1 protein-coding gene is annotated in these 25062 nt (G+C 70.9%); it reads right to left on the reverse strand.

Features of this window, described 5'->3' with window-relative positions; genetic code table 11:
• Positions 1-24998: SDR family NAD(P)-dependent oxidoreductase (locus tag ABTZ59_RS21610; protein ID WP_351408609.1), on the reverse strand; the 24998-nt coding region annotated here is incomplete at its 3' end.
• Between the last annotated feature and the right edge of the window lie 64 nt (positions 24999-25062).

Below are 25062 nucleotides of genomic sequence, written 5' to 3' on the forward strand. Positions count from 1 at the left end.
CGACCAGTCACCAACACACCCTGACCAGCAGCCAACTCAACAGCCGCACCCAGCAACGGATGCCCAGCCGAACCAAGACCCGCCGCACGCACATCCCCCACACCACCCAGGGGACCCGCCGGCCAGAACCACGTGCGCTGGAAGGCATACGTGGGCAACTCCACCCGCCGCGCCCCCGTCCCCGCGAACAGCACCGACCAGTCTGCCGGGACTCCCCGCACATGCAGCTGAGCCAATGCGGCGAGCGCCGTCGACTCCTCGGGCCGGTCCTTGCGGAGGATCGGTACGGTGGATACCCCGTCGGGTACGGAGTCCTGCGCCATGGCCGACAGCACACCGTCCGGTCCCAGCTCCAGGAAGGTGGTCACACCCTGCTCACCGAGCGTCCGCATGCCATCGGCGAAGCGGACCGCCTCGCGGACATGCCGCACCCAGTACTCCGCCGAGCGCAGCTCCTCCGCCGACGCCAGACCACCGGTCAGATTCGATACGACCGCGATGCGCGGAGCCCCGTACGACAGGCCCTCCGCCACGGCACGGAACCCGTCCAGCATCGGGTCCATCAGCGGCGAATGGAACGCGTGGGACACCCGCAGACGCGTGGTCTTACGACCCCGCCCCGCCAACTCCGCCGCCACCGCGAGGACCCCGTCCTCATCACCCGAGACCACCACCGACGCGGGACCATTGACCGCAGCGATCGACACCGCCTCCGACAGCAGCGGAAGAACCTCGTCCTCCGTCGCCTGCACCGCCATCATCGAACCACCCACCGGCAACGCCCGCATCAGCTTCGCCCGCGCCACCACCAACGCACAGGCATCCTCCAGCGAGAACACCCCCGCCACAAACGCAGCCGCAATCTCACCAATCGAATGACCAGCGACGAACTCGGGCCGCACACCCCACGACTCCACCAACCGGAACAGCGCCACCTCAATGGCGAACAACGCCGGCTGCGTAAAACCCGTGTCGTTCAACAGTTCGGCGTCCTCACCCCACATCACCTCACGCAGCGACCGCCCCAACTCGGCTTCCAGCAGCACGAGTACGGAATCCAGCGCCTCCGCGAACACCGGGAACCGGCCATACAACTCACGCCCCATCCCCAACCTCTGCGAACCCTGACCCGAGAACAGCACCGCCGACTTCCCGCCGACAACCACCCCCGACACCGCCGAACGATCCACATCACCAGACGCCAGAGCGGCAAGAGCCCGCACCGCATCCGCACGGTCACCCGCCAGCACCACAGCCCGATGATCGAACACCGACCGGCCCATCACCAGCGAGAACCCGACATCCACCGGCCGCAACTCCGGACCGGACCGGACGTGGGAGAGCAGTCGCCCCGCCTGGCCGCGCAGCGCCTCCGGCGACTTGCCCGAGAGCACCCACGGCACCACACCCGGCTCCACGACGGGAGCCTCCGGCCCGGCGACCACCGTTCCCCGGATCACCGTGGCCGGCTGTTCCAGAATGATGTGCGCGTTCGTACCGCTGATCCCGAACGACGACACACCCGCCCGACGCGCACGGCCGACCTCCGGCCACCGCGTCTGCTCGGTCAGCAGCTCCACCGCGCCCTCGGACCAGTCCACATGCGACGACGGAGCATCCACGTGCAACGTCCGCGGCAGCACACCATGGCGCATCGCCATGACCATCTTGATCACACCCGCCACACCCGCCGCGGCCTGCGTATGACCGATATTCGACTTCACCGAACCGAGCAGCAGCGGACGCTCCGCGTCACGATCACGGCCGTACTCGGCAAGGAGCGCCTGTGCCTCGATCGGGTCGCCGAGCGTGGTGCCCGTACCGTGCGCTTCCACCACATCGATGTCGTCGGCCGCGAGTCCCCCGTCGGCCAGTGCCTGACGGATCACCCGCTGCTGCGAAGGACCGTTCGGCGCCGTCAAACCGTTCGAAGCCCCGTCCTGGTTGACAGCCGAACCACGGACCACCGCCAGGACCTCGTGACCATTGCGCCGCGCGTCCGACAGCCGCTCAAGCACCAGCATGCCGACACCCTCGGACCAGCCCACACCGTCCGCAGCATCCGAGAACGCCTTGCACCGGCCGTCGGGCGACAGCCCCCGCTGACGCGCGAAGTCCACGAACACCGACGGGGTCGACATCACGGTCACACCGCCGGCCAGCGCCAGCGAGCATTCGCCGCTCCGCAGCGCCTGCATCGCCCAGTGCATCGCCACCAGCGACGACGAACACGCCGTGTCCACCGTCACCGCCGGACCCTCCAGACCCAGCGTGTACGACACCCGGCCCGACGCGAGGCTCGGCGAGCTGCCACTCCCCTGGAAGCCCTCGAACTCCGGACCGCCCAGGACGGCGCTGTAGTCGTTGTACATCACACCGGCGAACACGCCGGTGGTACTGCCCTTCAGCGACACCGGGTCGATGCCGGCCCGCTCGATCGCCTCCCACGATGTCTCCAGCAGCAGCCGCTGCTGCGAGTCCGTCGCCAGTGCCTCACGCGGCGACATCCCGAAGAACGCTGGATCGAACTCGCCCGCCTCGTGCAGGAATCCGCCCGAGCGGGTGTACGTGGTGCCCTTGTGGTCGGGGTCCGGGTTGAAGAGCCCGTCCATGTCCCAGCCACGGTTCGTCGGGAAGCCCGAGATCGCGTCGGCACCCTCGGTCACCAGCCGCCACAGATCCTCCGGCGAGGCCACCCCGCCCGGGTAACGGCAACTCATGCCCACGACCACGATCGGATCGTCGACCATCCCAACCGTACGGCCGGCCGCCGCTGGAGCCACGACGGCTTCGGAGCCGAGCAGTTCATCGAGCAGATGGTCGACCAGGGTCTCGACCGTGGGGTAGTCGAAGACCATCGTGGCCGACAGTCGCAGCCCGGTCACGGTGTTGAGACGGTTGCGGAGTTCGACCGAGGTCAATGAGTCGAAGCCCAGGTCGCGGAAGGCGCGTCCCGGGTTGACCGCGTTGCCGTCGGCGTGGCCGAGGACGAGTGCGACCTGTCCACGCACCAAGTCCAACAGCACCTCCTGACGCTCAACCACCGTCAACCCCGCCAACCGCTCCACCAGACCGGCCGCCGCCGAACCGGCAGCCGCAGCGGCCCGACGCGACCGCGAACGGATCAACGACCGCATCAGCGGCGGAACCTCACCCCGCGCACGCAGCACCGCCAGATCCAGCCGCACCGGCGCCACCACCGCATCGCCACTGCTCATAGCCGCGTCGAACAGGGCCACACCCAGCTCCACCGACAACGCCGGCACACCCGCACGAGCCATCCGCTCCGCATCCGCCTCCGACAACGTCCCCGTCATCCCACCCGACTGATCCCACGGACCCCACGCAAGCGACACACCCGGCAGACCCTCGACCCGCCGACGCTCCATCAACGCATCCAGGAACGCGTTACCCGCCGCGTAATTACCCTGACCCGCACTCCCGAACAGAGCAGCCATGGAAGAGAACACGACGAAGGCGGAGAGGTCTTGCCCGCGCGTCAGTTCATGCAGGTTCCACGCCGCGTCCACCTTCGGCCGCAGGACCTTGTCCAGCCGCTCCGGCGTCAACGAACCCACCACACCGTCATCCAGCACACCCGCCGCATGCACCACACTCGACACCCTGTGCCGAGCCAACAGTTCGGCGAGCGCGCCACGGTCCGCGACATCGCACGCCTCGATCGACACTTCGGCGCCGCGCTCGGTCAGTTCATCGGTCAGTGCTTCGGCTCCGTCGGCGGCCAGGCCCCGGCGGCTCACCAGCAGCAGCCGACGCACACCGTGCTCGGCCACCAGATGCCGCGCCACCACCGCGCCCAGACCACCCGTACCACCCGTGATCAGCACGCTGCCATCGCCGTCCCAGACCGGACCCGCCGCACGCTCAGCCACCGCCGCGCGGACCACACGCCCGGCCAGCACCTCACCACCCCTCACGATCACCTGCGGCTCATCCCCGCCCAACGCCGACAACGGCAGCACAACCGGCCCGGCCGGATCGAGATCAACCAGACCGAAGCAGCCCGGACTCTCCGACTGCGCAGACCGGACAAGCCCCCGCACCGCAGCAGCCGCCACGTCGTGGCCTCCAACAGCTCCCCGCGTCACAAAGACAAACCGGCACTCCGCGAACCGCTCCTCAGCCAACCGCTCCTGAAGCTGCCCAAGCACCCCATGCGTCAACGCCCGCACCGAACCCGCCACATCCGCACCAGACTCCCCAACCACCGGAATCAGCACCACACCCGGCACCAAGGCCCCTTCGGCACCCAACGCAGCCAGATCCGCGACGAGTTCGGGGGCGGCTCCCGCATCATGCAGGGTCTCGGCAAGCCCCAGGCAGTCCTGGCCCACCACCGCGATCGTCTGCGGAGTGGTGGCAGCCGGAGTGGACACAGGTGTCCAGTCCAGCCGGAACAGCGCGTCCTTCGTCGGCGCCCCCTCGTCGCTCAGAGCCTCCGCCGACAGCGCCCGCATCGCCAACGACTCCACGCACGCCACCGGCGCACCCGTCACATCAGCCACCGCGATCGACACCCCACCATCGACCTCGCGCGTCAACCTCACCCGCACCGAAGAAGCCCCCGACGCCTGCAACGACACCCCGCCCCACGAGAACGGGACACCACCACTCACCCCACCAACCCCACCAACCCCACCCGCAGACGAACCCACAAACCACGCCGCATGAAGCCCCGCATCCAACAACGCCGGATGCAGACCGAACACCCCCGCATCACCCAGCGCGTCCTCCGGCAAACTCACCTCAGCAAAGACCTCACCACCCCGACACCACACAGCCCTCAACCCCTGAAAGACCGGACCATACGCAAAGCCCTCAACAGCCCGCGCATCATAGAAACCAGCCAGATCCACCGATTCCGCACCCACCGGCGGCCAGACCGACGCATCAAAATCAGCCCCGGCCCCAACACCACCTCCGACCACCAGCACACCCGACGCATGCAACATCCACGGCAACTCCACCCCACCCTCAACACGCGAATGAATCGCCACCGCACGCCGCCCCAACTCATCCGCCACACCCACCCGCACCTGCATCTGTACGGCGCCGGAGTCGGGCAGGATGAGGGGCGCGGCGAGCGTCAGCTCCTCCACCCGGTCGCAGCCCACCTCGTCCCCGGCCCGGGTCGCCAGCTCAAGCAGCGCGGTGCCGGGGAGAAGAACGCGGCCCATCACCGCGTGATCGGCCAGCCACGGATGCGTCTGGGTGGAGAGCCGGCCGGTGAGCAGCACGCCCTCCCCCTCCGCCAGCTCCACCACACCACTGAGCAGCGGATGCCCCGCCGACACCAGCCCGATCGCCGCCGCGTCATCAGCACCGCCCCGCCGACTCCGCGGCCAGAACGCCTGATGCTCGAAGGCGTACGTCGGCACATCCACCCGCGACGCCCCCGTCCCCGCGAAGAGCACCGACCAGTCTGCCGGAACTCCCCGCACATGCAGCTGGGCCAATGCGGCAAGCGCCGTCGACTCCTCGGGCCGGTCCTTTCGGAGGATCGGGACGATCGCCGCCTCTTCCGGCGCCGTTTCCTGCGCCATGGCCGACAGCACACCGTCCGGTCCCAGCTCCAGGAAGGTGGTCACACCCTGCTCACCGAGCGTCCGCATGCCATCGGCGAAGCGGACCGCCTCGCGGACATGCCGTACCCAGTACTCGGCCGAGCACAGCTCCTCCACCGACGCCAGACCACCGGTCAGATTCGATACGACCGGCATGCGCGGAACAGCGAACGACAACCCCTCAACGACCGAACGGAAATCATCCAGCATCGGGTCCATCAGCGGCGAATGGAACGCGTGCGACACCCGCAGACGCGTGGTCTTACGCCCCCGCCCCGCCAACTCCGCCGCCACCGCGAGGACCCCGTCCTCATCACCCGAGACCACCACCGACGCGGGACCATTGACCGCAGCGATCGACACCGCCTCCGACAGCAGCGGGGTGACTTCCTCCTCCGTCGCCTGCACCGCCATCATCGAACCACCCACCGGCAACGCCCGCATCAGCTTCGCCCGCGCCACGACCAGCGTGCAGGCGTCCTCCAGCGAGAACACCCCCGCCACATACGCCGCCGCGATCTCACCAATCGAATGACCAGCGACGAACTCGGGCCGCACACCCCACGACTCCACCAACCGGAACAGCGCCACCTCGATGGCGAACAAGGCAGGCTGGGTGAAACCGGTGTCATTCAACAGTGCCGCGTCACCGCCCCACATCACCTCACGCAGCGACCGCCCCAATTCGGCTTCCAGCAGCGCGAGTACGGAATCCAGTGCCTGCGCGAACACCGGGAACCGGCCATACAGCTCACGCCCCATCCCCAACCTCTGCGAACCCTGACCCGAGAACAGCACCGCCGACTTCCCGCCGACAACGGCCCCCGACACCGCCGAACGATCCACATCACCAGACGCCAGAGCGGCAAGAGCCCGCACCGCATCCGCACGGTCACCCGCCAGCACCACAGCCCGATGATCGAACACCGACCGGCCCATCACCAGCGAGAACCCGACATCCACCGGCCGCAACTCCGGCCGCGACTCCATCGACGACAACAGCTTGGCCGCCTGGCCGCGCAGCGCCTCCGGCGACTTGCCCGAGAGCACCCACGGCACCACACCCGGCTCCACGACGGGAGCCTCCGGCCCCGCGACCACCGTTCCCCGGATCACCGTGGCCGGCTGTTCCAGAATGATGTGCGCGTTCGTCCCGCTGATCCCGAACGACGACACACCCGCCCGACGCGCACGGCCGACCTCCGGCCACCGCGTCTGCTCGGTCAGCAGCTCCACCGCGCCCTCGGACCAGTCCACATGCGACGACGGAGCATCCACGTGCAACGTCCGCGGCAGCACACCATGACGCATCGCCATGACCATCTTGATCACACCCGCCACACCCGCCGCGGCCTGCGTATGACCGATATTCGACTTCACCGAGCCGAGCAGCAGCGGACGCTCTGCGTCACGATCACGGCCATACGTCGCCAGCAGCGCCTGCGCCTCGATCGGGTCACCCAGCGTCGTACCCGTACCATGCGCCTCCACCACGTCCACATCAGCCGTCGACAGTCCACCGCTCGCCAGCGCCTGACGGATCACCCGCTGCTGCGAAGGACCGTTCGGCGCTGTCAACCCGTTCGACGCCCCGTCCTGGTTGACAGCCGAACCACGGACCACCGCCAGCACCTGGTGACCATTGCGCCGCGCGTCCGACAGCCGCTCAAGCACCAGCATGCCCACACCCTCCGACCAGCCCACACCATCGGCCGACTCGGAGAACGCCTTGCACCGGCCGTCAGGCGACAGCCCACGCTGCCGGGAGAAATCGACGAACACGGTCGGCGTGGACATTACGGTCACACCGCCGGCCAGCGCCAGCGAGCATTCGCCGCTCCGCAGCGCCTGCATCGCCCAGTGCATCGCCACCAGCGACGACGAACACGCCGTGTCCACCGTCACCGCCGGACCCTCCAGGCCCAGCGTGTACGAGACCCGGCCGGAGGCCAGACTCGTGCTTCCGCCTCCCTGGAAGCCCTCGAATTCCGGGCCGCCCAGCAGGGTGGTGTAGTCGCTGTACATCACTCCGGCGAACACGCCGGTCGTACTGCCCTTCAGCGACACCGGGTCGATGCCGGCCCGCTCGATCGCCTCCCAGGACGCTTCGAGCAGCAGCCGCTGCTGCGAGTCGGTGGCCAGTGCCTCACGCGGTGACATTCCGAAGAACGCCGGGTCGAACTCGTCGGCGGTGTGCAGGAATCCGCCTTCCCGCGTGTACGACGTCCCCATGTGGTCGGGGTCCGGGTTGAACAGCCCGTCCACGTCCCAGCCACGGTTCGTCGGGAAGCCCGAGATCGCGTCGGCACCCTCGGTCACCAGCCGCCACAGATCCTCCGGCGAGGCCACCCCGCCCGGGTAACGGCAACTCATGCCCACAACCACGATCGGATCGTCGGCCACCGCCGCCGTACGCGTGCCGGCCGGCACGGCCACCGCGGCTTCGGAGCCCAGCAATTCATCAAGAAGATGGTCGACCAGCGTCTGAACCGTCGGATAGTCGAAGGCCATCGTCGCGGGCAGCCGCAGCCCACTGGCGGTGTTCAGCCGGTTACGCAACTCCACCGCCGTGAGCGAGTCGAAGCCCAGGTCGCGGAAGGCACGTCCCGGGTTGACCGCGTTGCCGTCGGCATGGCCGAGGACGAGAGCGACCTGTCCACGCACCAAGTCCAACAGCACCTCCTCACGCTCAACCACCGTCAACCCCGCCAACCGCTCCACCAGACCGGCCGCCGCCGAACCGGCCGGCGCAGCGGCCCGACGCGACCGCGAACGGATCAATGACCGCAGCAGCGACGGAACCTCACCCCGCGCACGCAGCACCGCCAGATCCAGCCGCACCGGCGCCACCACCGCATCACCAGTACACATAGCCGCGTCGAACAGGGCCACACCCAGCTCCACCGACAACGCCGGCACACCCGCACGAGCCATCCGCTCCGCGTCCGCCCCCGACAACGTCCCCGTCATCCCACCCGACTGATCCCACGGACCCCACGCAAGCGACACACCCGGCAGACCCTCGACCCGCCGGTGCTCCATCAACGCATCCAAGAACGCGTTACCCGCCGCATAATTACCCTGACCCGCACTCCCGAACAGAGCAGCGGCCGAGGAGAAGACCACAAACGCCGAAAGCTCTTGGCCGCGCGTCAGTTCATGCAGGTTCCACGCCGCGTCCACCTTCGGCCGCAGAACCTTGTCCAGCCGCTCCGGCGTCAACGACCCCACCACACCGTCATCCAGCACACCCGCCGCATGCACCACACCCGACACCCTGTGCCGAGCCAACAGTTCGGCGAGCGCGCCACGGTCCGCGACATCGCACGCCTCAACCCGGACTTCGGTCCCGTGCAACTCCAGCTGTGCGACCAGTTCCTCTGCTCCGTCGGCGGCCGGGCCCCGGCGGCTCACCAGCAGCAGCCGACGCACTCCATGCTCGGCCACCAGATGCCGCGCCACGACCGCGCCCAGTCCACCCGTACCACCCGTGATCAGCACGCTGCCATCGCCGTCCCAGACCGGATGCGCCGCAGGCTCAGCAACCGAACCGCGCACCAGCCGCCCGGCCAGCACTTCGCCGTCCCTCACGATCACCTGCGGCTCATCCCCGCCCAACGCCGACATCGGCAGTACAACCGGCCCAGCCGGATCAAGATCAACCAGACCGAAGCACCCCGGACTCTCCGACTGCGCAGACCGGACAAGCCCCCGCACCGCAGCAGCCGCCACATCAACGCCACCCACGGCACCCCGCGTCACAAAGACAAACCGGCACTCCGCGAACCGCTCCTCAGCCAACCGCTCCTGAAGCTGCCCAAGCACCCGATGCGTCAACGCCCGCACCGAACCCGCCACATCCGCACCAGACCCCCCAACCACCGGAATCAGCACCACACCCGGCACCACAGCCCCTTCGACACCCAACTCAGACAGATCCGCGACGAGTTCGGCCTCAGCACCCGCATCACGCAACGCCTCCACCAGGCCCAGGCCGTCCCGGCCCACCACGGCGACCGTCTGAGAGATCCTGGTGGACGAGACAGCCACCGGCGTCCAGTCCAGCCGGAACAGCGCATCCCTCGCCGACGCCCCCTCGTCGCTCAGAGCCTCCGCCGACAGCGCCCGCATCGCCAACGACTCCACGCACGCCACCGGCGCACCCGTCACATCAGCCACCGCGATCGACACCCCACCATCGACCTCGCGCGTCAACCTCACCCGCACCGAAGAAGCCCCCGACGCCTGCAACGACACCCCGCCCCACGAGAACGGGACACCACCACTCACCCCACCAACCCCACCAACCCCACCAGCCCCACCCGCAGACGAACCCACAAACCACGCCGCATGAAGCCCCGCATCCAACAACGCCGGATGCAGACCGAACACCCCCGCATCACCCAGCGCGTCCTCCGGCAAACTCACCTCAGCAAAGACCTCACCACCCCGACACCACACAGCCCTCAACCCCTGAAAGACCGGACCATACGCAAAGCCCTCAACAGCCCGCGCATCATAGAAACCAGCCAGATCCACCGCCTCCGCACCCACCGGCGGCCAGACCGACGCATCAAAATCAAACCCGGCCCCAACACCACCGCCCACCACCAGCACACCCGACGCATGCAACATCCACGGCAACTCCACCCCACCCTCAACACGCGAATGAATCGCCACCGCACGCCGCCCCGACTCATCCGCCACACCCACCCGCACCTGCGTCCGCACCGCACCCCGCTCCGGAAGCACCAGCGGCGCAGCGAGCGTCAGCTCTTCGACCCGGTCGCAGCCCACCTCGTCCCCGGCCCGGATCGCCAGCTCAAGCAGCGCCGTACCCGGCACCAGAATCCGGCCCATCACCGCATGATCGGCCAGCCACGGATGCGTCTCGGCGGAAAGCCGGCCGGTGAGCAGCACGCCCTCCCCCTCCGCCAACTCCACCACACCACTAAGCAGCGGATGCCCCGCCGACACCAGCCCGATCGCCGCCGCATCCTCAGCACCACCCCGCCGACCCCGCGGCCAGAACACCTGATGCTCGAACGCGTACGTCGGCACATCCACCCGCGACGCCCCCGTACCAGCGAACAACCCGGCCCAGTCCACGACAACGCCCCGCACATACAGCTGAGCGACCGCAGCCAGCGCCGACAACTCCTCGGCGCGGTTCTTACGGAGGACGGGCACCGTGAGGGCGTCGTCAGGTACCGACTCCCGCGCCATCGCGGAAAGCACGCCGTCAGGACCCAGCTCCAGGAAGGTGGTCACACCCTGCTCACCGAGCGTCCGTACCCCGTCCTCGAAGCGCACGGCCTCCCGGACATGCCGCACCCAGTACTCCGCCGAGCACAGCTCCTCCACCGACGCCAGACCACCCGTCAGATTCGATACGACCGCGATGCGCGGAGCCCCGTACGACAGACCCTCCGCCACCGCGCGGAACCCGTCCAGCATCGGGTCCATCAGCGGCGAATGGAACGCGTGCGACACCCGCAGCAAGGTGGTCTTGCGACCCTGCTCCTCCAGACGCGCCGCGACCTCCAGGACCACATCCTCCTGACCGGAGATCACCACCGACGAGGGACCGTTGATCGCGGCGATCGACACCTGGTCCTCTCGCCCGAACAGCAGCGGAAGAACCTCCTCCTCCGTCGCGCGCACCGCGACCATCGCGCCACCGGCCGGCAACGCCCGCATCAGCTTCGCCCGCGCCACCACCAACGCACAGGCATCCTCCAGCGAGAACACCCCCGCCACAAACGCCGCCGCGATCTCACCAATCGAATGACCAGCAACGAAGTCCGGCCGCACACCCCACGACTCCACCAACCGGAACAGCGCCACCTCCACCGCGAACAACGCCGGCTGCGTAAATCCCGTGTCATTCAATAGATCCGCGTCCTCACCCCACATCACCTCACGCAGCGAGCACCCCAACTCACCATCCAGCAGCTCCAGTACCGAATCCAGCGCCTCCGCGAACACCGGGAACCGGCCATACAACTCACGCCCCATCCCCAACCTCTGACTGCCCTGACCCGAGAACAGCACCGCCGACTTCGCACCGACAACCACCCCCGACACCGCCAGGGCGTCCGGCTCGCCGACCGCCAGGCCCGCCAGCGCGCGCACCGTCTCCGCGCGCTCGCCGGCTGACACCACCGCTCGGTGGTCGAACTTCGACCGGCCCGTAGCCAGCGAGAACCCGATGTCCACCGGCCGCAGTTCGGGCCGTGCCTGGATGTGGGAGAGCAGTCGCCCCGCCTGGCCGCGCAACGCCTCCGGCGTCTTGCCCGAGAGCACCCACGGCACCACACTCGGCTCCACGACGGGAGTCCCGGAAGCTTCGGATGCCCCGGAAGCCCCGGATGCCCCGGATGCCCCGGGTGCCTCAGGTGCCTCGGCTCCTGTCACCACCGTTCCCCGCAGCACCGTCACCGGCTGCTCCAGGATGACGTGGGCGTTCGTCCCGCTGATCCCGAACGACGAGACACCCGCCCGACGCGCCCGATCGGTCTCCGGCCACGGTGCGGACTCCGTCAGCAGTTCCACCGCGCCCTCGGACCAGTCGACATGCGACGACGGCTCGGTCACATGCAGCGTCCGGGGCAGCATTCCGTGACGCATCGCCATGATCATCTTGATCACACCGGCGGCGCCCGCGGCGGCCTGGGTGTGTCCCAGGTTCGACTTCACCGAGCCGAGCAGCAGCGGACGCTCCGGATCACGATCACGGCCGTACGTCGCCAGCAGCGCCTGCGCCTCAATCGGGTCACCCAACGTCGTACCCGTACCATGCGCCTCCACCACGTCCACATCAGCCGTCGACAGTCCACCGCTCGCGAGAGCCTGACGGATCACCCGCTGCTGCGAAGGACCGTTCGGGGCGGTCAACCCGTTCGAGGCGCCGTCCTGGTTGACGGCCGAACCACGGACCACCGCCAGGATCTCGTGACCATTGCGCCGCGCGTCGGACAGCCGCTCAAGCACCAGCATGCCCACACCCTCCGACCAGCCCACACCATCGGCCGACTCGGAGAACGGCTTGGACCGGCCGTCGGGGGCCAGGCCCCGCTGCCGGGAGAATTCGACGAAGGTGTCGGGGATCGACATCACGGTCACACCGCCGGCCAGCGCCAGCGAGCACTCACCGCTCCGCAGCGCCTGCGCGGCCAGATGCATCGCCACCAGTGACGACGAGCACGCCGTGTCCACCGTGACGGCGGGGCCCTCGAACCCGAAGGTGTACGAGACCCGGCCCGAGGCCACGCTCAGCGCGCTGCCCTGGCCCTGGAAGCCTTCGAACTCCTTGCCGCTCAGGGTCGTGTTGTAGCCGCCGTACATCACACCGGCGAACACCCCGGTCTGGCTGTCGCGCAGTGACACCGGGTCGATGCCGGCCCGCTCGATCGCCTCCCACGATGTCTCCAGCAGCAGCCGCTGCTGCGAGTCCGTCGCCATCGCCTCACGCGGCGACATCCCGAAGAACGCCGGGTCGAACTCGCCCGCGTCATGCAGGAATCCGCCCTGTCGCGTGTACGAGGTGCCCATGTGCTCCGGGTCGGGGTGGTAGAGCGCGTCGACATCCCAGCCACGGTTCAGCGGGAAGTCGGAGACGACATCGACGCCTTCCGTGACCACCCGCCACAGATCCTCCGGCGACCCGATGCCGCCGGGGAAGCGGCAGCTCATGCCGACGACCACGACCGGGTCGTCGTCGAGCAGGGCCCGGGAGAGTTCCGGCGTCGCCGCGTCCGGGGCCATGTCCGCTTCGGGGCCGACCAGTTCATCGAGCAGATGCTCGGCCAGTGCCTCGACGGTCGGGTAGTCGAAGACCATCGTGGCGGGCAGCCGCAGTCCGGTCGCCGTGTTGAGGCGGTTGCGCAGCTCCACCGCCGTCAGTGAGTCGAACCCCAGGTCGCGGAAGGCCCGCGCCGGGTCGACGCCGTCGCCGCCGGCGTGGCCGAGCACCAGCGCCGCCTGGCCGCGTACGAGTGTGAGCAGGGTTGCGTGCCGTTCGGCGCGCTCCAGCCTGCCGAGGCGCTCGGCGAGTCCGGCGTCCGTGCGCGCTCCGGGCCCCGCGACCGCCGTGCGCCGGGCGTTGGTGCGGACGAGTCCTCGCAGCAGTGGCGGGACGGCGCCCCGCGCGCGGAACACCGACAGGTCGAGCCGTACGGGTGCCACGGCCGCCTGGCCGGTGGCGAGTGCGGCGTCGAAGAGCGACACGCCCTGGTCGACCGAGAGCAGGGGCATGCCTGCCTCGGCGGCGCGGCGCAGATCGGCCTCGCCGAGGCCGCTCGTCATGCCCGCGCCCTGGTTCCAGGCACCCCAGGCGAGCGAGACTCCCGGCAGGGCGGCCGCCTGGCGGTGCCCGGCGAGCGCGTCCAGGAAGGCGTTGCCCGCCGCGTAGTTGCCCTGCCCCGCGCCGCCGATCACGCCGGAGACCGAGGAGAAGACCACGAACGCGGCCAGGTCGAGATCGCGGGTCAGCTCGTGCAGATGCCAGCCGGCGTCGACCTTCGGCCGCAGCACCCGGGCCAGTCGTTCGGGGGTCAGTGAACCGATGATGCCGTCGTCCAGCACACCGGCCGTGTGGACGATCGCCGTCAGCGGGTGCTCGTCCGGGATCGCGCTCAGCAGCCTCGCCAGGGCGTCGCGGTCCGCGACATCACACGCCTCGACGGACACCGCGGCGCCCTGTGCCGTCAGTTCGGCGACAAGCTCCGTGGCTCCCTCGGCGGAGAGCCCGCGCCTGCTGGTGAGGACGAGGTGCCGTACGCCGCGTTCGGCCACCAGATGCCGTGCCAGCACACCGCCCAGACCGCCCGTCCCACCGGTGATCAGAACCGTACCCCCGGGATTCCATACCGGCGGCATGGTGAGCACGATCTTGCCGACATGCCTGGCCATGCTCATGAAACGGAACGCGTCACGCGCCCGCCGCACGTCCCACGACCGCACCGGCAGCGGCTCCAGCACACCGCGCTCGAACAGGTCCATGACGGCGACCAGCATCCGCTGGATACCGTCCGGCTCAACCCAGCCGAGGTCGAAAGCCTGGTAGTCCAGACCCTCGGGCAGTTCGGCGGCATCCCGGACATCGGTCTTGCCCATCTCCAGGAACCGGCCCCCCGCACCGAGCAACCGCAACGACGCGTCCACGAACTCACCCGCCAACGAGTTCAGAACGACATCAACACCCCCACCACCCACAACCCCCGCGAACGCCGCCTCGAAATCAGTCGTACGAGACGACGCGATATGATCCTCCGCCACCCCCAGCGACCGCAGCACACCCCACTTGCCCTCACTCGCCGTCGCGAACACCTCGGCACCCAGATACCTCGCCACCTGAATCGCCGCCATACCCACACCACCCGCACCCGCGTGGACCAACACCCGCTCACCACGCCCCACACCACCCAACTCCACCAACGCGTAATACGCGGTCAGAAAGACCAGCGGCACCGACGCCGCCGTCTCCCACGACCAGTTGTCGGGCAGCCGGGTGAGCAGCCGTGCGTCACCGACCACCAGCGAGCCGAAGCCGCCGGACACCAGTCCGGTCACCGGGTCGCCGGGCCGCAGACCGGTCACGTCGGGACCCACTTCGGTCACCACGCCCGCGGCCTCGCGTCCCATGCGTCCGGCGTCGCCGGGGTACATGTCGAGTGCCTTGAGGACATCGCGGAAGTTGACACCGGCGGCCCGTACGTCGATCCGTACCTCGCTGCCGGTCAGCGGTTCGAGGACCTCGGGGAACGGGGCCAGGGTCAGCCCGTCCAGGCTTCCCCGGGTCTCGCTGTCGAGCCGCCAGGGCACTCCGGCCGGCGGCACCAGGCCCGTACCCGAGTCCAGTCGCGTCAGCCGACCCGCCAGGATCGCACCGTCGCGGATCACCACCTGGGGCTCGTCCGTGGTGAGGGACCGTGCGAGCGACGCGGCGCCGTCGTCCGTGACACCGAGGTCCACCAGGCCGAAGCTGCCGGGGTTCTCCGTCTGCGCGGAGCGCACCAGGCCCCACACCGAGGCCGCCGCGACATCGGTGGCCTCCTCGTCACCTGCCGCCATCGCGCCCCTGGTGACGAACACCAGCCGCGAGCCGGCGAACCGCTCCTCGGCGGCCTGCCATCCCTGCGCGAGCGCGAGTGCGTCGGTGGTCAACGTATGGGCGGACTCCACCACCCCGTCCCCGTCCCCGGACACGGCGACCAGCACCACGTCCGGCACCGGGGACTCCCCCGCCGTCAGTGTCGCCAGATCGGGGTACGTCTCGACGTGCGACCCCGCGGCCGCCAGTGCGTCGGCGAGCCCGAACGCGTCGGGCCCCACCAGCGCGACCGCCTCGGGCACCTCTGTGTCGGACGCGGCAGGCATGGGAACCGGCACCCAGTCGAGAGCGAACAGCGCGTCCCTGGCCAGCGCCGCGTCTTCGTTCAACTCCTCGCTCGACACGGCCCGTACGAGCAGCGAATCGACCGAGGCGACCGGCTCTCCGGACAGGTCGGCGACCGCGATCGACACCGCGCCGCGGCCGGCGGCCGGGGCGATGCGGACCCTTGTCGCGGAGGCTCCCGTGGCGTGGAGCGACGCGCCCTCCCACGAGAACGGCAGTCCTCCGTGGCCTTCTTCACCGTCGCCCGCGAGGAGCGAGGCGTGCAGCGCGGCGTCGAGCAGCGCGGGGTGCAGTCCGAACGCGGCGGCGTCGGCCTCCGCCCCCTCCGGAAGCCTCACCTCCGCGAAGATCTCGTCGTCGCGCCGCCAGGCGGCGCGCAGACCCTGGAACACCGGGCCGTACGCGAAGCCAAGCTCGGCGAACCGCTCGTAGCACCCCTCCGCTTCCAGCGCCTCCGCGCCCTCCGGCGGCCATACCGTCGCGTCGAAGCCGCCGACGGGGGTCGGGCCGCCGACCGTCAGCACACCCGAGGCGTGCTGTGTCCACGACCGCTCGTCGGCGCCGTCGAGCCGGGAGTGCACGGTGATCGAGCGCCGGTCCGTGTCGTCCGCGACCCCGACCCGCACCTGTACCTGGACGGCACCCCGCTCCGGGAGCACCAGCGGCGCGGCGAGCGTCAGCTCCTCGACCCGGTCGCAGCCGACCTCGTCACCGGCGCGGAACGCCAGATCGAGCAGGGCGGTGCCGGGCAGCAGGATCCGGCCCATGACCGCGTGATCGGCGAGCCAGGGGTGCGACTGGACGGACAGCCGACCGGTGAACAAAGCGCCCTCGCCCTCGGCGAGTTCGACCGCCGCGCCCAGCAACGGGTGCGCGGCGGAGCCGAGTCCGGCGGCGCGCACATCACCGGTGGCACCGGCCTGGGAGCCGGCCGGCCAGATCCACTGGTGCTGGAAGGGGTAGGTGGGCACATCGACCCGCGACGCGCCGGTTCCGGCGAAGACGGCCGCCCAGTCCACGGGAACGCCCCGTACGTACAGCCGCGCGAGTGCGGTGAGCGCGGCCGGCTCTCCGGCCCGGTTCTCACGGAGCAGGGGTACGGTCGCGGCGCCGTCCGGTACGGACTCCTGGGCCATGGCCGACAGCACCCCGTCGGGACCCAACTCCAGGAACGTGGTCACACCCTGCGCGCCGAGGGTGCGTACGCCATCGGCGAAGCGAACGGCCTCGCGCACATGCCGCACCCAGTACTCGGCCGAGCACAGCTCCTCCACCGACGCCAGGCCGCCGGTCAGATTCGACACCACCGGGATACGCGGCGCCTCGTACGACAGCCCCTCGGCCACCGCCCGGAACTCCTCCAGCATCGGGTCCATCAGCGGCGAGTGGAAAGCGCCGGAGACCCGGAGCCGGCTCGTCTTGCGGCCCCGCTCCCCGAGCCGCGCCGCGACCGCCAGCACGGTGTCCTCAGCGCCGGAAATCACCACGGACGACGGGCCGTTGACGGCGGCGATGGACACCTCGCCCGACAGCAGGGCGGACACCTCGTCCTCGGTGGCCTGGACGGCGACCATCGCGCCACCGGCCGGCAGCGCCCGCATCAACGACGCACGCGCGACCACCAACGCACAGGCGTCCTCCAGCGAGAACACTCCCGCCACATACGCCGCCGCGAGCTCACCGATCGAATGACCGGCGACAAAGTCCGGCCGCACACCCCACGACTCCACCAGCCGGAACAGCGCCACCTCAAGGGCGAACAACGCGGGCTGCGTGAAACCCGTGTCATTCAGCAGTTCCGCGTCCTCACCCCACATCACCTCACGCAGCGAGCACCCCAACTCGGCTTCCAGCAGCACGAGTACGGAATCCAGCGCCTGCGCGAACACCGGGAACCGGCCGTACAGCTCACGCCCCATCCCCAGCCGCTGCGAACCCTGACCCGAGAAGAGGAAGGCACGCTTACCGGTCGCCACCGCACCCGATACGGCCGCGGCGTCCGGTTCGGCCGCCGCCAGCGCCGTCAGCGCGCGCTCCGTGTCGGCGGGGTCGCCCGCCAGGACCACCGCGCGGTGGTCGAACGCCGAACGGCCCGTCGCCAGTGAGAAACCGATGTCCACCGGCCGCGCTCCCGGGTCGGACCCGACGACGAGGGACAGCAGCCGTCGTGCCTGGTCCGCCAACGCCTGGGGCGTCCTGCCCGAGAGCACCCATGGCACCACGCCCGGCTCGACGCCCCGCTCCACGGCCGGGGCTTCGGCCTGCGTTTCGGCCGGGGCTTCGGACCCGTTGAGCGCCGTCGCCCCGATGACGGTGGGCGGCTGCTCCAGGATGACGTGGGCGTTCGTTCCACTGATGCCGAACGACGAGACACCCGCCCGACGCGCGCGACCGGCCTCCGGCCACTCCACCGGTTCCGTCAGCAGCTCGACCGCGCCGGCCGACCAGTCGACATGCGTGGAAGGCTCCGTCACATGGAGCGTGCGGGGCAGCAGTCCGTGCCGCATCGCCAGCACCATCTTGATCACACCCGCCACACCGGCCGCCGCCTGCGTGTGACCGATGTTGGACTTCACGGAACCGAGCAGCAGCGGACGCTCCGGGTCGCGGTCGCGCCCGTACGTGGCCAGCAGTGCCTGCGCCTCGATCGGATCGCCGAGCGTGGTCCCCGTACCGTGCGCCTCCACCACATCGACGTCGTCCGCCGCCAGCCCGCCACTGGCGAGTGCTTGCCGGATCACCCGCTGCTGCGAGGGACCGTTCGGGGCGGTCAGTCCGTTCGACGCGCCGTCCTGGTTGATGGCGCTGCCGCGCAGCACCGCCAGCACCTGGTGGCCGTTGCGGCGCGCGTCCGACAGCCGCTCCAGTACGAGCATGCCGACGCCCTCCGACCAGGCGACGCCGTCGGCCGACTCGGAGAACGCCTTGGACCGGCCGTCGGGGGCCAGGCCGCGGGCGCGGGAGAATTCGACGAAGGTGCTCGGGGTGGACATGACGGTGACACCGCCGGCCAGCGCCAGCGAGCATTCGCCGCTCCGCAGGGCCTGCGCGGCCAGATGCATGCCGACCAGGGAGGAGGAGCACGCGGTGTCCACGGTCACCGCCGGGCCTTCGAGCCCCAGCGTGTAGGAGACCCGGCCGGAGGCCACGCTCGGCGCGCTGCCGTTGCCGCGGAAGGCTTCGTACTCCTCGCCGGTGAGCAGCGGTCCGTAGTCGTTGTACATGACTCCGGCGAACACGCCGGTCCGGCTGTCGCGCAGCGAGACGGGGTCGATTCCGGCCCGTTCGATCGCTTCCCAGGAGAGTTCGAGCAGCAGGCGCTGCTGCGAGTCGGTGGCCATGGCCTCGCGCGGCGACATCCCGAAGAAGTCCGGGTCGAACTCGCCCGCCGTGTGCAGGAATCCGCCCTCGCGGACATGGGTCCTGCCGGGGTGGTCGGGGTCCGGGTCGTAGAGGCCGTCGAGGTCCCAGCCGCGGTTGGTGGGGAAGCCGGAGATGGCGTCGCCGCCTTCCGTGACGAGCCGCCAGAGGTCCTCGGGCGAGGTCACCCCGCCGGGGTAGCGGCAGGCCATGCCGACGATCACGATGGGGTCGTCGGTGAGCGGCGAAGGCACGGGGACCGGTGCGGCCGGTGCTTCGGCCCCGGTGCCGAGCAGTTCGTCGCGCATATGGTCGGCGAGGGCGCTCGGGGTCGGGTAGTCGAAGACCATGGTCGCGGGCAGCCGCAGGCCGGTGACGGCGTTGAGGCCGTTGCGCAGTTCGACCGCCGTCAGCGAGTCGAAGCCGAGGTCCTGGAACTGGCGGGACTCCTCGACCTCCGCGGCGTCGGCGTGGCCGAGCACCTGGGCGACCTGGCCGCGTACGAGGTCGAGGAGGATCTCGCGGCGTTCGGCGGCGTTCAGTGCGGTGAGCCGCTGGGCGAGACCGCCCGCCGTCTGCGGGACCTGGGCGGCGGCGCGCCTGCCGGGGGTGCGGATGAGGCCGCGCAGCAGCGGCGGGATCTCGCCCTGGGTACGGAGGACGGGCAGGTCGAGACGTACGGGGGCGACGGCCGGCGCGTCGGCGGCGAGGGCGGCGTCGAAGAGCGCCACGCCCTGGTCGACGGTGAGCGGCGGCATGCCGGAGCGCGCGATGCGCTCCACGTCGATGTCGGTGAGGGTCCTGGTCATGCCGACGCTCTGGGTCCAGGGGCCCCAGGCGAGGGCGAGGCCGGGCAGTCCGCCTGCGCGCCGGTGGGTGGCGAGCGCGTCCAGGAAGGCGTTCGCGGCCGCGTAGTTGGCCTGGCCGGGGCTGCCGAGGGTGGCGGCGACGGAGGAGAAGAGCACGAACGCGGCCAAGTCGAGTCCGCGGGTCAGTTCATGGAGGTTCCAGGCGGCGTCGGCCTTGGGGCGCAGCACGCTGTCGAGCCGCGCCGGGGTCAGTGAGCCGATGACGCCGTCGTCGACGACACCGGCGGTGTGGACGACGGCGGTGAGCGGGTGGGCGGCGGGGACGGTCGCCAGCAGTTCCGCGAGGGCGGTCCGGTCGGTGACGTCGCAGGGGGCGATGGTCACCTGGGCGCCCAGCGCGGTGAGTTCGGCCTTGAGCGTCTCGGCGCCGTCGGCGGCGGGGCCGCGGCGGCTGACGAGCAGCAGGTGCCGTACGCCGTGCTCGGCGACCAGGTGCCGGGCGAGGACGCCGCCGAGTCCGCCCGTGCCGCCGGTGATGAGGACGGTGCCCTCGCTGTTCCAGGCGGCCCGTTCCTCGGGGACGGCGGCGGGGAGAGCGGCGGGGAGGGCGGGGAGTTGGACGCGGGTCAGCCGGGCGGCGAGCAGTTCTCCGCCGCGTACCGCGAGGTCGGGTTCGTCGGCCGTGGCCGCGAGGGCGAGGAGGAGCATGGCCGGCACGGCCTCCGGGGGGAGTGAGGCCGTGCCGGGGTCGGAGGCGTGCGACGGAAGCGCCAGGTCCAGGAGACCGAAGCGGCCCGGGTTCTCGGTCCTGGCCGTGCGTACGAGGCCGTGGACCGAGGCGGCGGCGAGGTCGTCGCCCGTCAGCGCGCCGTGGGTGACGAACACGAGGCGCGCGTCGGCGAACCGGTCCTCGTCCAGCCATCGCTGTACGTCGTCGAGGACGCGGGCGCCGAGACGGTGGGTCGCCGCCACGACGCCCTCGTCCGCGCCGGTGGGTGCCCCGTCGGCCGGGGCGACGGCGGCGATCAGGACCACGCGGGGAACCGGCACGTCCGAGGCCGCGAGCGCGTCGAGGTCGGGGTGGGCGGCCACCGGGGCGCCTGCCGTACGCAGGGCGTCGGCCATGCCGAGCGGGTCGGCGCCGATCACCGCCACCGCGTCGGGTCCGGCCGGGGCCGTGCCCTTCACCTCGGTCCACTCCACGCGGAACAGCGAGTCCCGGTGCACCGCGCCGGTGTTGTCGAGGCTCTCGGTGGGGACCGTGCGGGAGACGAGGGAGTCCACGGAGAGGACCGGGCCGCCCGCCGCGTCGTACACCGCGATGGAGACGGTGTCGTCGCCCGCCGGGGAGAGCCGGGCGCGTACCGCCGTGGCGCCCGAGGCGATCAGTGACACGCCCTCCCAGGCGAACGGCAGACCGCCCCGGCTGATCGCGCCGAGGTCGGTGAAGGCCGCCGCGTGCTGCGCGGCGTCGAGCAGCGCCGGGTGGAGGCCGAAGGCGCTCGCGTCGGTGCCCGCGCCCTCCGGGAGGGTGACGTCGGCGTACACCTCGTCACCGAGCCGCCAGGCGGCGCGCAGTCCCTGGAAGACGGGGCCGTAGTCGAAGCCGAGTCCGGCGAGCCGTTCGTAGCAGCCGTCGAGGTCGACGGGTTCCGCGCCGGCGGGCGGCCATACGGTGGCGTCGAAGCCGGGGTCGGGGGCGCCCGTGCCGGGGGCGACGACACCGGTGGCATGCTGCGACCAGGGCAGGTCGAAGCCGTCCTCGACGCGTGAGTAGATGCCCAGTCGGCGGCGTCCCGCGGTGTCGGCGGCGCCGACGCGTACCTGGAGCTGGACGGCGCCGTGCTCGGGCAGTGCCAGCGGCGCGGCGAGTGCCAGTTCCTCGACCCGGCCGCAGTCGACCTCGTCACCGGCGCGGACGGCCAGTTCGACGAAGGCCGTTCCGGGCAGCAGGGCGCGGCCGCGCACGCCGTGGTCGGCGAGCCAGGGGTGGGATCGTGTGGACAGCCGGCTGGTGAACAGCGCGCCCTCGCCGTCGGCCAGTTCGACGGCCGCGCCGAGCAGCGGGTGTCCGGCGGAGCCGAGTCCGGCGGCGCGCATGTCGCCTGCTGTGTCGAGGCCGGCGGCCGGCCAGTAGCGCCGCCGCTGGAACGGGTAGGTGGGCAGGTCGACGCGGCGGGCGTCGGAGCCGTCGTAGAGACCGGCCCAGCGCACGGTGGCGCCCCGGACATGGATCTGTGCGAGGGCGGTGACGGCGGCCAGTTCCTCCGGGCGGTCCTTGCGCAGCAGCGGCACCATCGCCGCCCGCTCCGTCAGCGAGTCCTGCGCCATGGCGGAGAGGACGCCGTCGGGGCCCAGTTCCAGCAGGGTGGTGACGCCGCGTCCGGTGAGGGTGCGGACGCCGTCGGCGAACCGTACGGCTTCGCGGACATGCCGTACCCAGTAGGCGGCGGAGCGGAGTTCCGCGACGTCGGCGATCCGCCCGGTCACGTTCGACACGACGGGGATGGTGGGATCCTCGTACGTCAGGCTCTCCGCGACGGCGCGGAACTCGGTCAGCATCGGTTCCATGAGCGGCGAGTGGAAGGCGCCCGAGACGCGCAGCCGACTGGTCTTGCGGCCCTGCTCCTCGAAGTGGGCGGCGATGGCCTGTACGGCGCTCTCGTCACCGGCGATCACCACGGAGGTGGGGCCGTTGACGGCGGCGATCGACACCCGTTCGGTGACCCCGGTGAGCCGCGCGGCGATCTCGTCCTCGGTGGCCCGTACGGCGACCATGACGCCGCCGGCGGGCAGGGCCGCCATCAGCGAGGCGCGGGCGGCGACGAGACGGCAGGCGTCCTCCAGCGAGAAAACCCCCGCCACATGGGCGGCCGTGATCTCACCGATGGAGTGGCCGCCGACGAAGTCGGGGGTGACGCCGAGCGAGGCGACGAGGCGGTAGAGCGCGACCTCGACGGCGAAGAGCGCGGGCTGTGTCCAGCGGGTCTCGTCGAGCGGGTCGGGGTCGGTTCCCCAGACGATGTCGCGCAGCGGGCGGTCGAGATGGGGAGCGAGCGTGTCGGCGACGGCGTCGAAGGCTTCGGCGAACACCGGGAACCGGGCGTGGAGTTCGCGTCCCATGCCGAGGCGCTGGGAGCCCTGGCCGGAGAAGAGTACGGCGAGCAGGCCCTCGTCGGCGACGCCGTCGGCGAGCACGGTGGGAGGTTCGGTGGCATCGGTCGCGTCGGCGAGCAGTACGGACCGGTGTTCGAAGACCGAGCGCCCCGTGGCGAGGGAGTGGCCGATGTCGACGGGCCGCGTCCCGGGCGCGCGCTCGATGAAGGAGAGCAGCCGGGCGCGCTGGTCGGCCAGGGCCGCGGCGGACCGCCCGGAGAGGGCCCAGGGGACGACACCGGGCGCGGCGGAGCCCGCGGCCGGGTCGGCGGCGGAGCCTTCGGCCGAGTCCTCGGCGGGGGCGCTGTCGGTGGCCGGCGGGGCCTGTTCGAGGATCACATGCGCGTTGGTGCCGCTGACGCCGAAGGAGGAGACGGCGGCGCGCCGCGCGCGGCCCGTCTCCGGCCAGGCGATGGGCTGGTCGAGCAGTTCGATGGAGCCGGTGCTCCAGTCCACGTCGTGGGAGGGCTCGCCGACATGCAGGCTGCGCGGCATCAGTCCATGCCGCATCGCCATGATCATCTTGATGACACCGGCGGCGCCCGAGGCCGCCTGGGTATGCCCGATGTTCGACTTGACCGACCCCAGCCGCAGCGGCCGTTCCCGGTCCTGGCCGTAGGTGGCCAGCAGGGCCTGCGCCTCGATCGGGTCACCGAGTGTCGTCCCCGTACCGTGCGCCTCGACGATGTCCACCTCGGCGGGCGACAGCCGGGCGTTCTCCAGGGCGGCGCGGATGACACGCCGCTGGGAGGGGCCGTGCGGTGCGGACAGGCCGTTGGACGCGCCGTCCTGGTTGATCGCGCTGCCGCGCAGGACCGCCAGCACCGGGTGGCCGGCCCGCCGGGCGTCCGAGAGACGTTCCAGTACGAGGACGGCGGCGCCCTCGCCCCAGCCGGTGCCGTCCGCGTCCTGGGAGAACGATTTGCAGCGGCCGTCGGCGGCCATGCCGCTCTGGGCGGTGAAGGAGACGAACGGTCCGGGCGTCGCCATCACGGAGGCGCCGCCCGCCAGGGCCATGTGGCACTCGCCGTTGCGCAGCGACTGCGCCGCCCAGTGCAGGGCGACGAGCGAGGAGGAGCAGGCGGTGTCGACGGTGACGGCGGGGCCCTCGGCGCCGAGCGTGTAGGAGAGCCGGCCCGAGATGACGCTCGCGGCGTGCCCGGTGGTCGAGTACAGCTCGGCGTCCTCGTCGGACTCCTTGATGACCGTGGCGTAGTCCTGCCCGGCCGTGCCGACGAACACGCCGGCCCGGCTGCCGCGCAGTGTGTCCGGGGCGATACCGGCGCGCTCCAGGGCCTCCCAGGCGACTTCCAGCAGCAGCCGCTGCTGGGGGTCCATGGCGACGGCCTCACGCGGGGAGATCCCGAAGAACCCGGGGTCGAAGTCCGCCATGTCGTAGAGGAACCCGCCCTCCTGGGCGAGGCTGCGGCCGGGGCCGTCCCCGGCGAGCCGCTCCAGGTCCCAGCCGCGGTCGGCGGGGAAGGCGGCCATGACGTCGCGGCCCTCGGTGACCAGCTCCCACAGCTCCTCGGGGGAGGTCACCCCGCCGGGGTAGCGACAGCCGATCCCGACGACGGCGATGGGCTCCTCGGCAGCGGCCACCAGCCGCTGGTTCTGCTGACGGAGCCGCTCGATCTCCTTCAGGGAGGACCGCAGCGCCTCGACGTACTTGTTGGTGGACGTGCTCATCGGACTCTCCAGATCTCATTCGGTTCGCAGGTGCCGCACGACCGGCGACATCCGCCAGGCGCCA

Source organism: Streptomyces sp. NPDC094034, from assembly GCF_040303865.1.
In the GTDB taxonomy this organism is placed as follows: domain Bacteria; phylum Actinomycetota; class Actinomycetes; order Streptomycetales; family Streptomycetaceae; genus Streptomyces.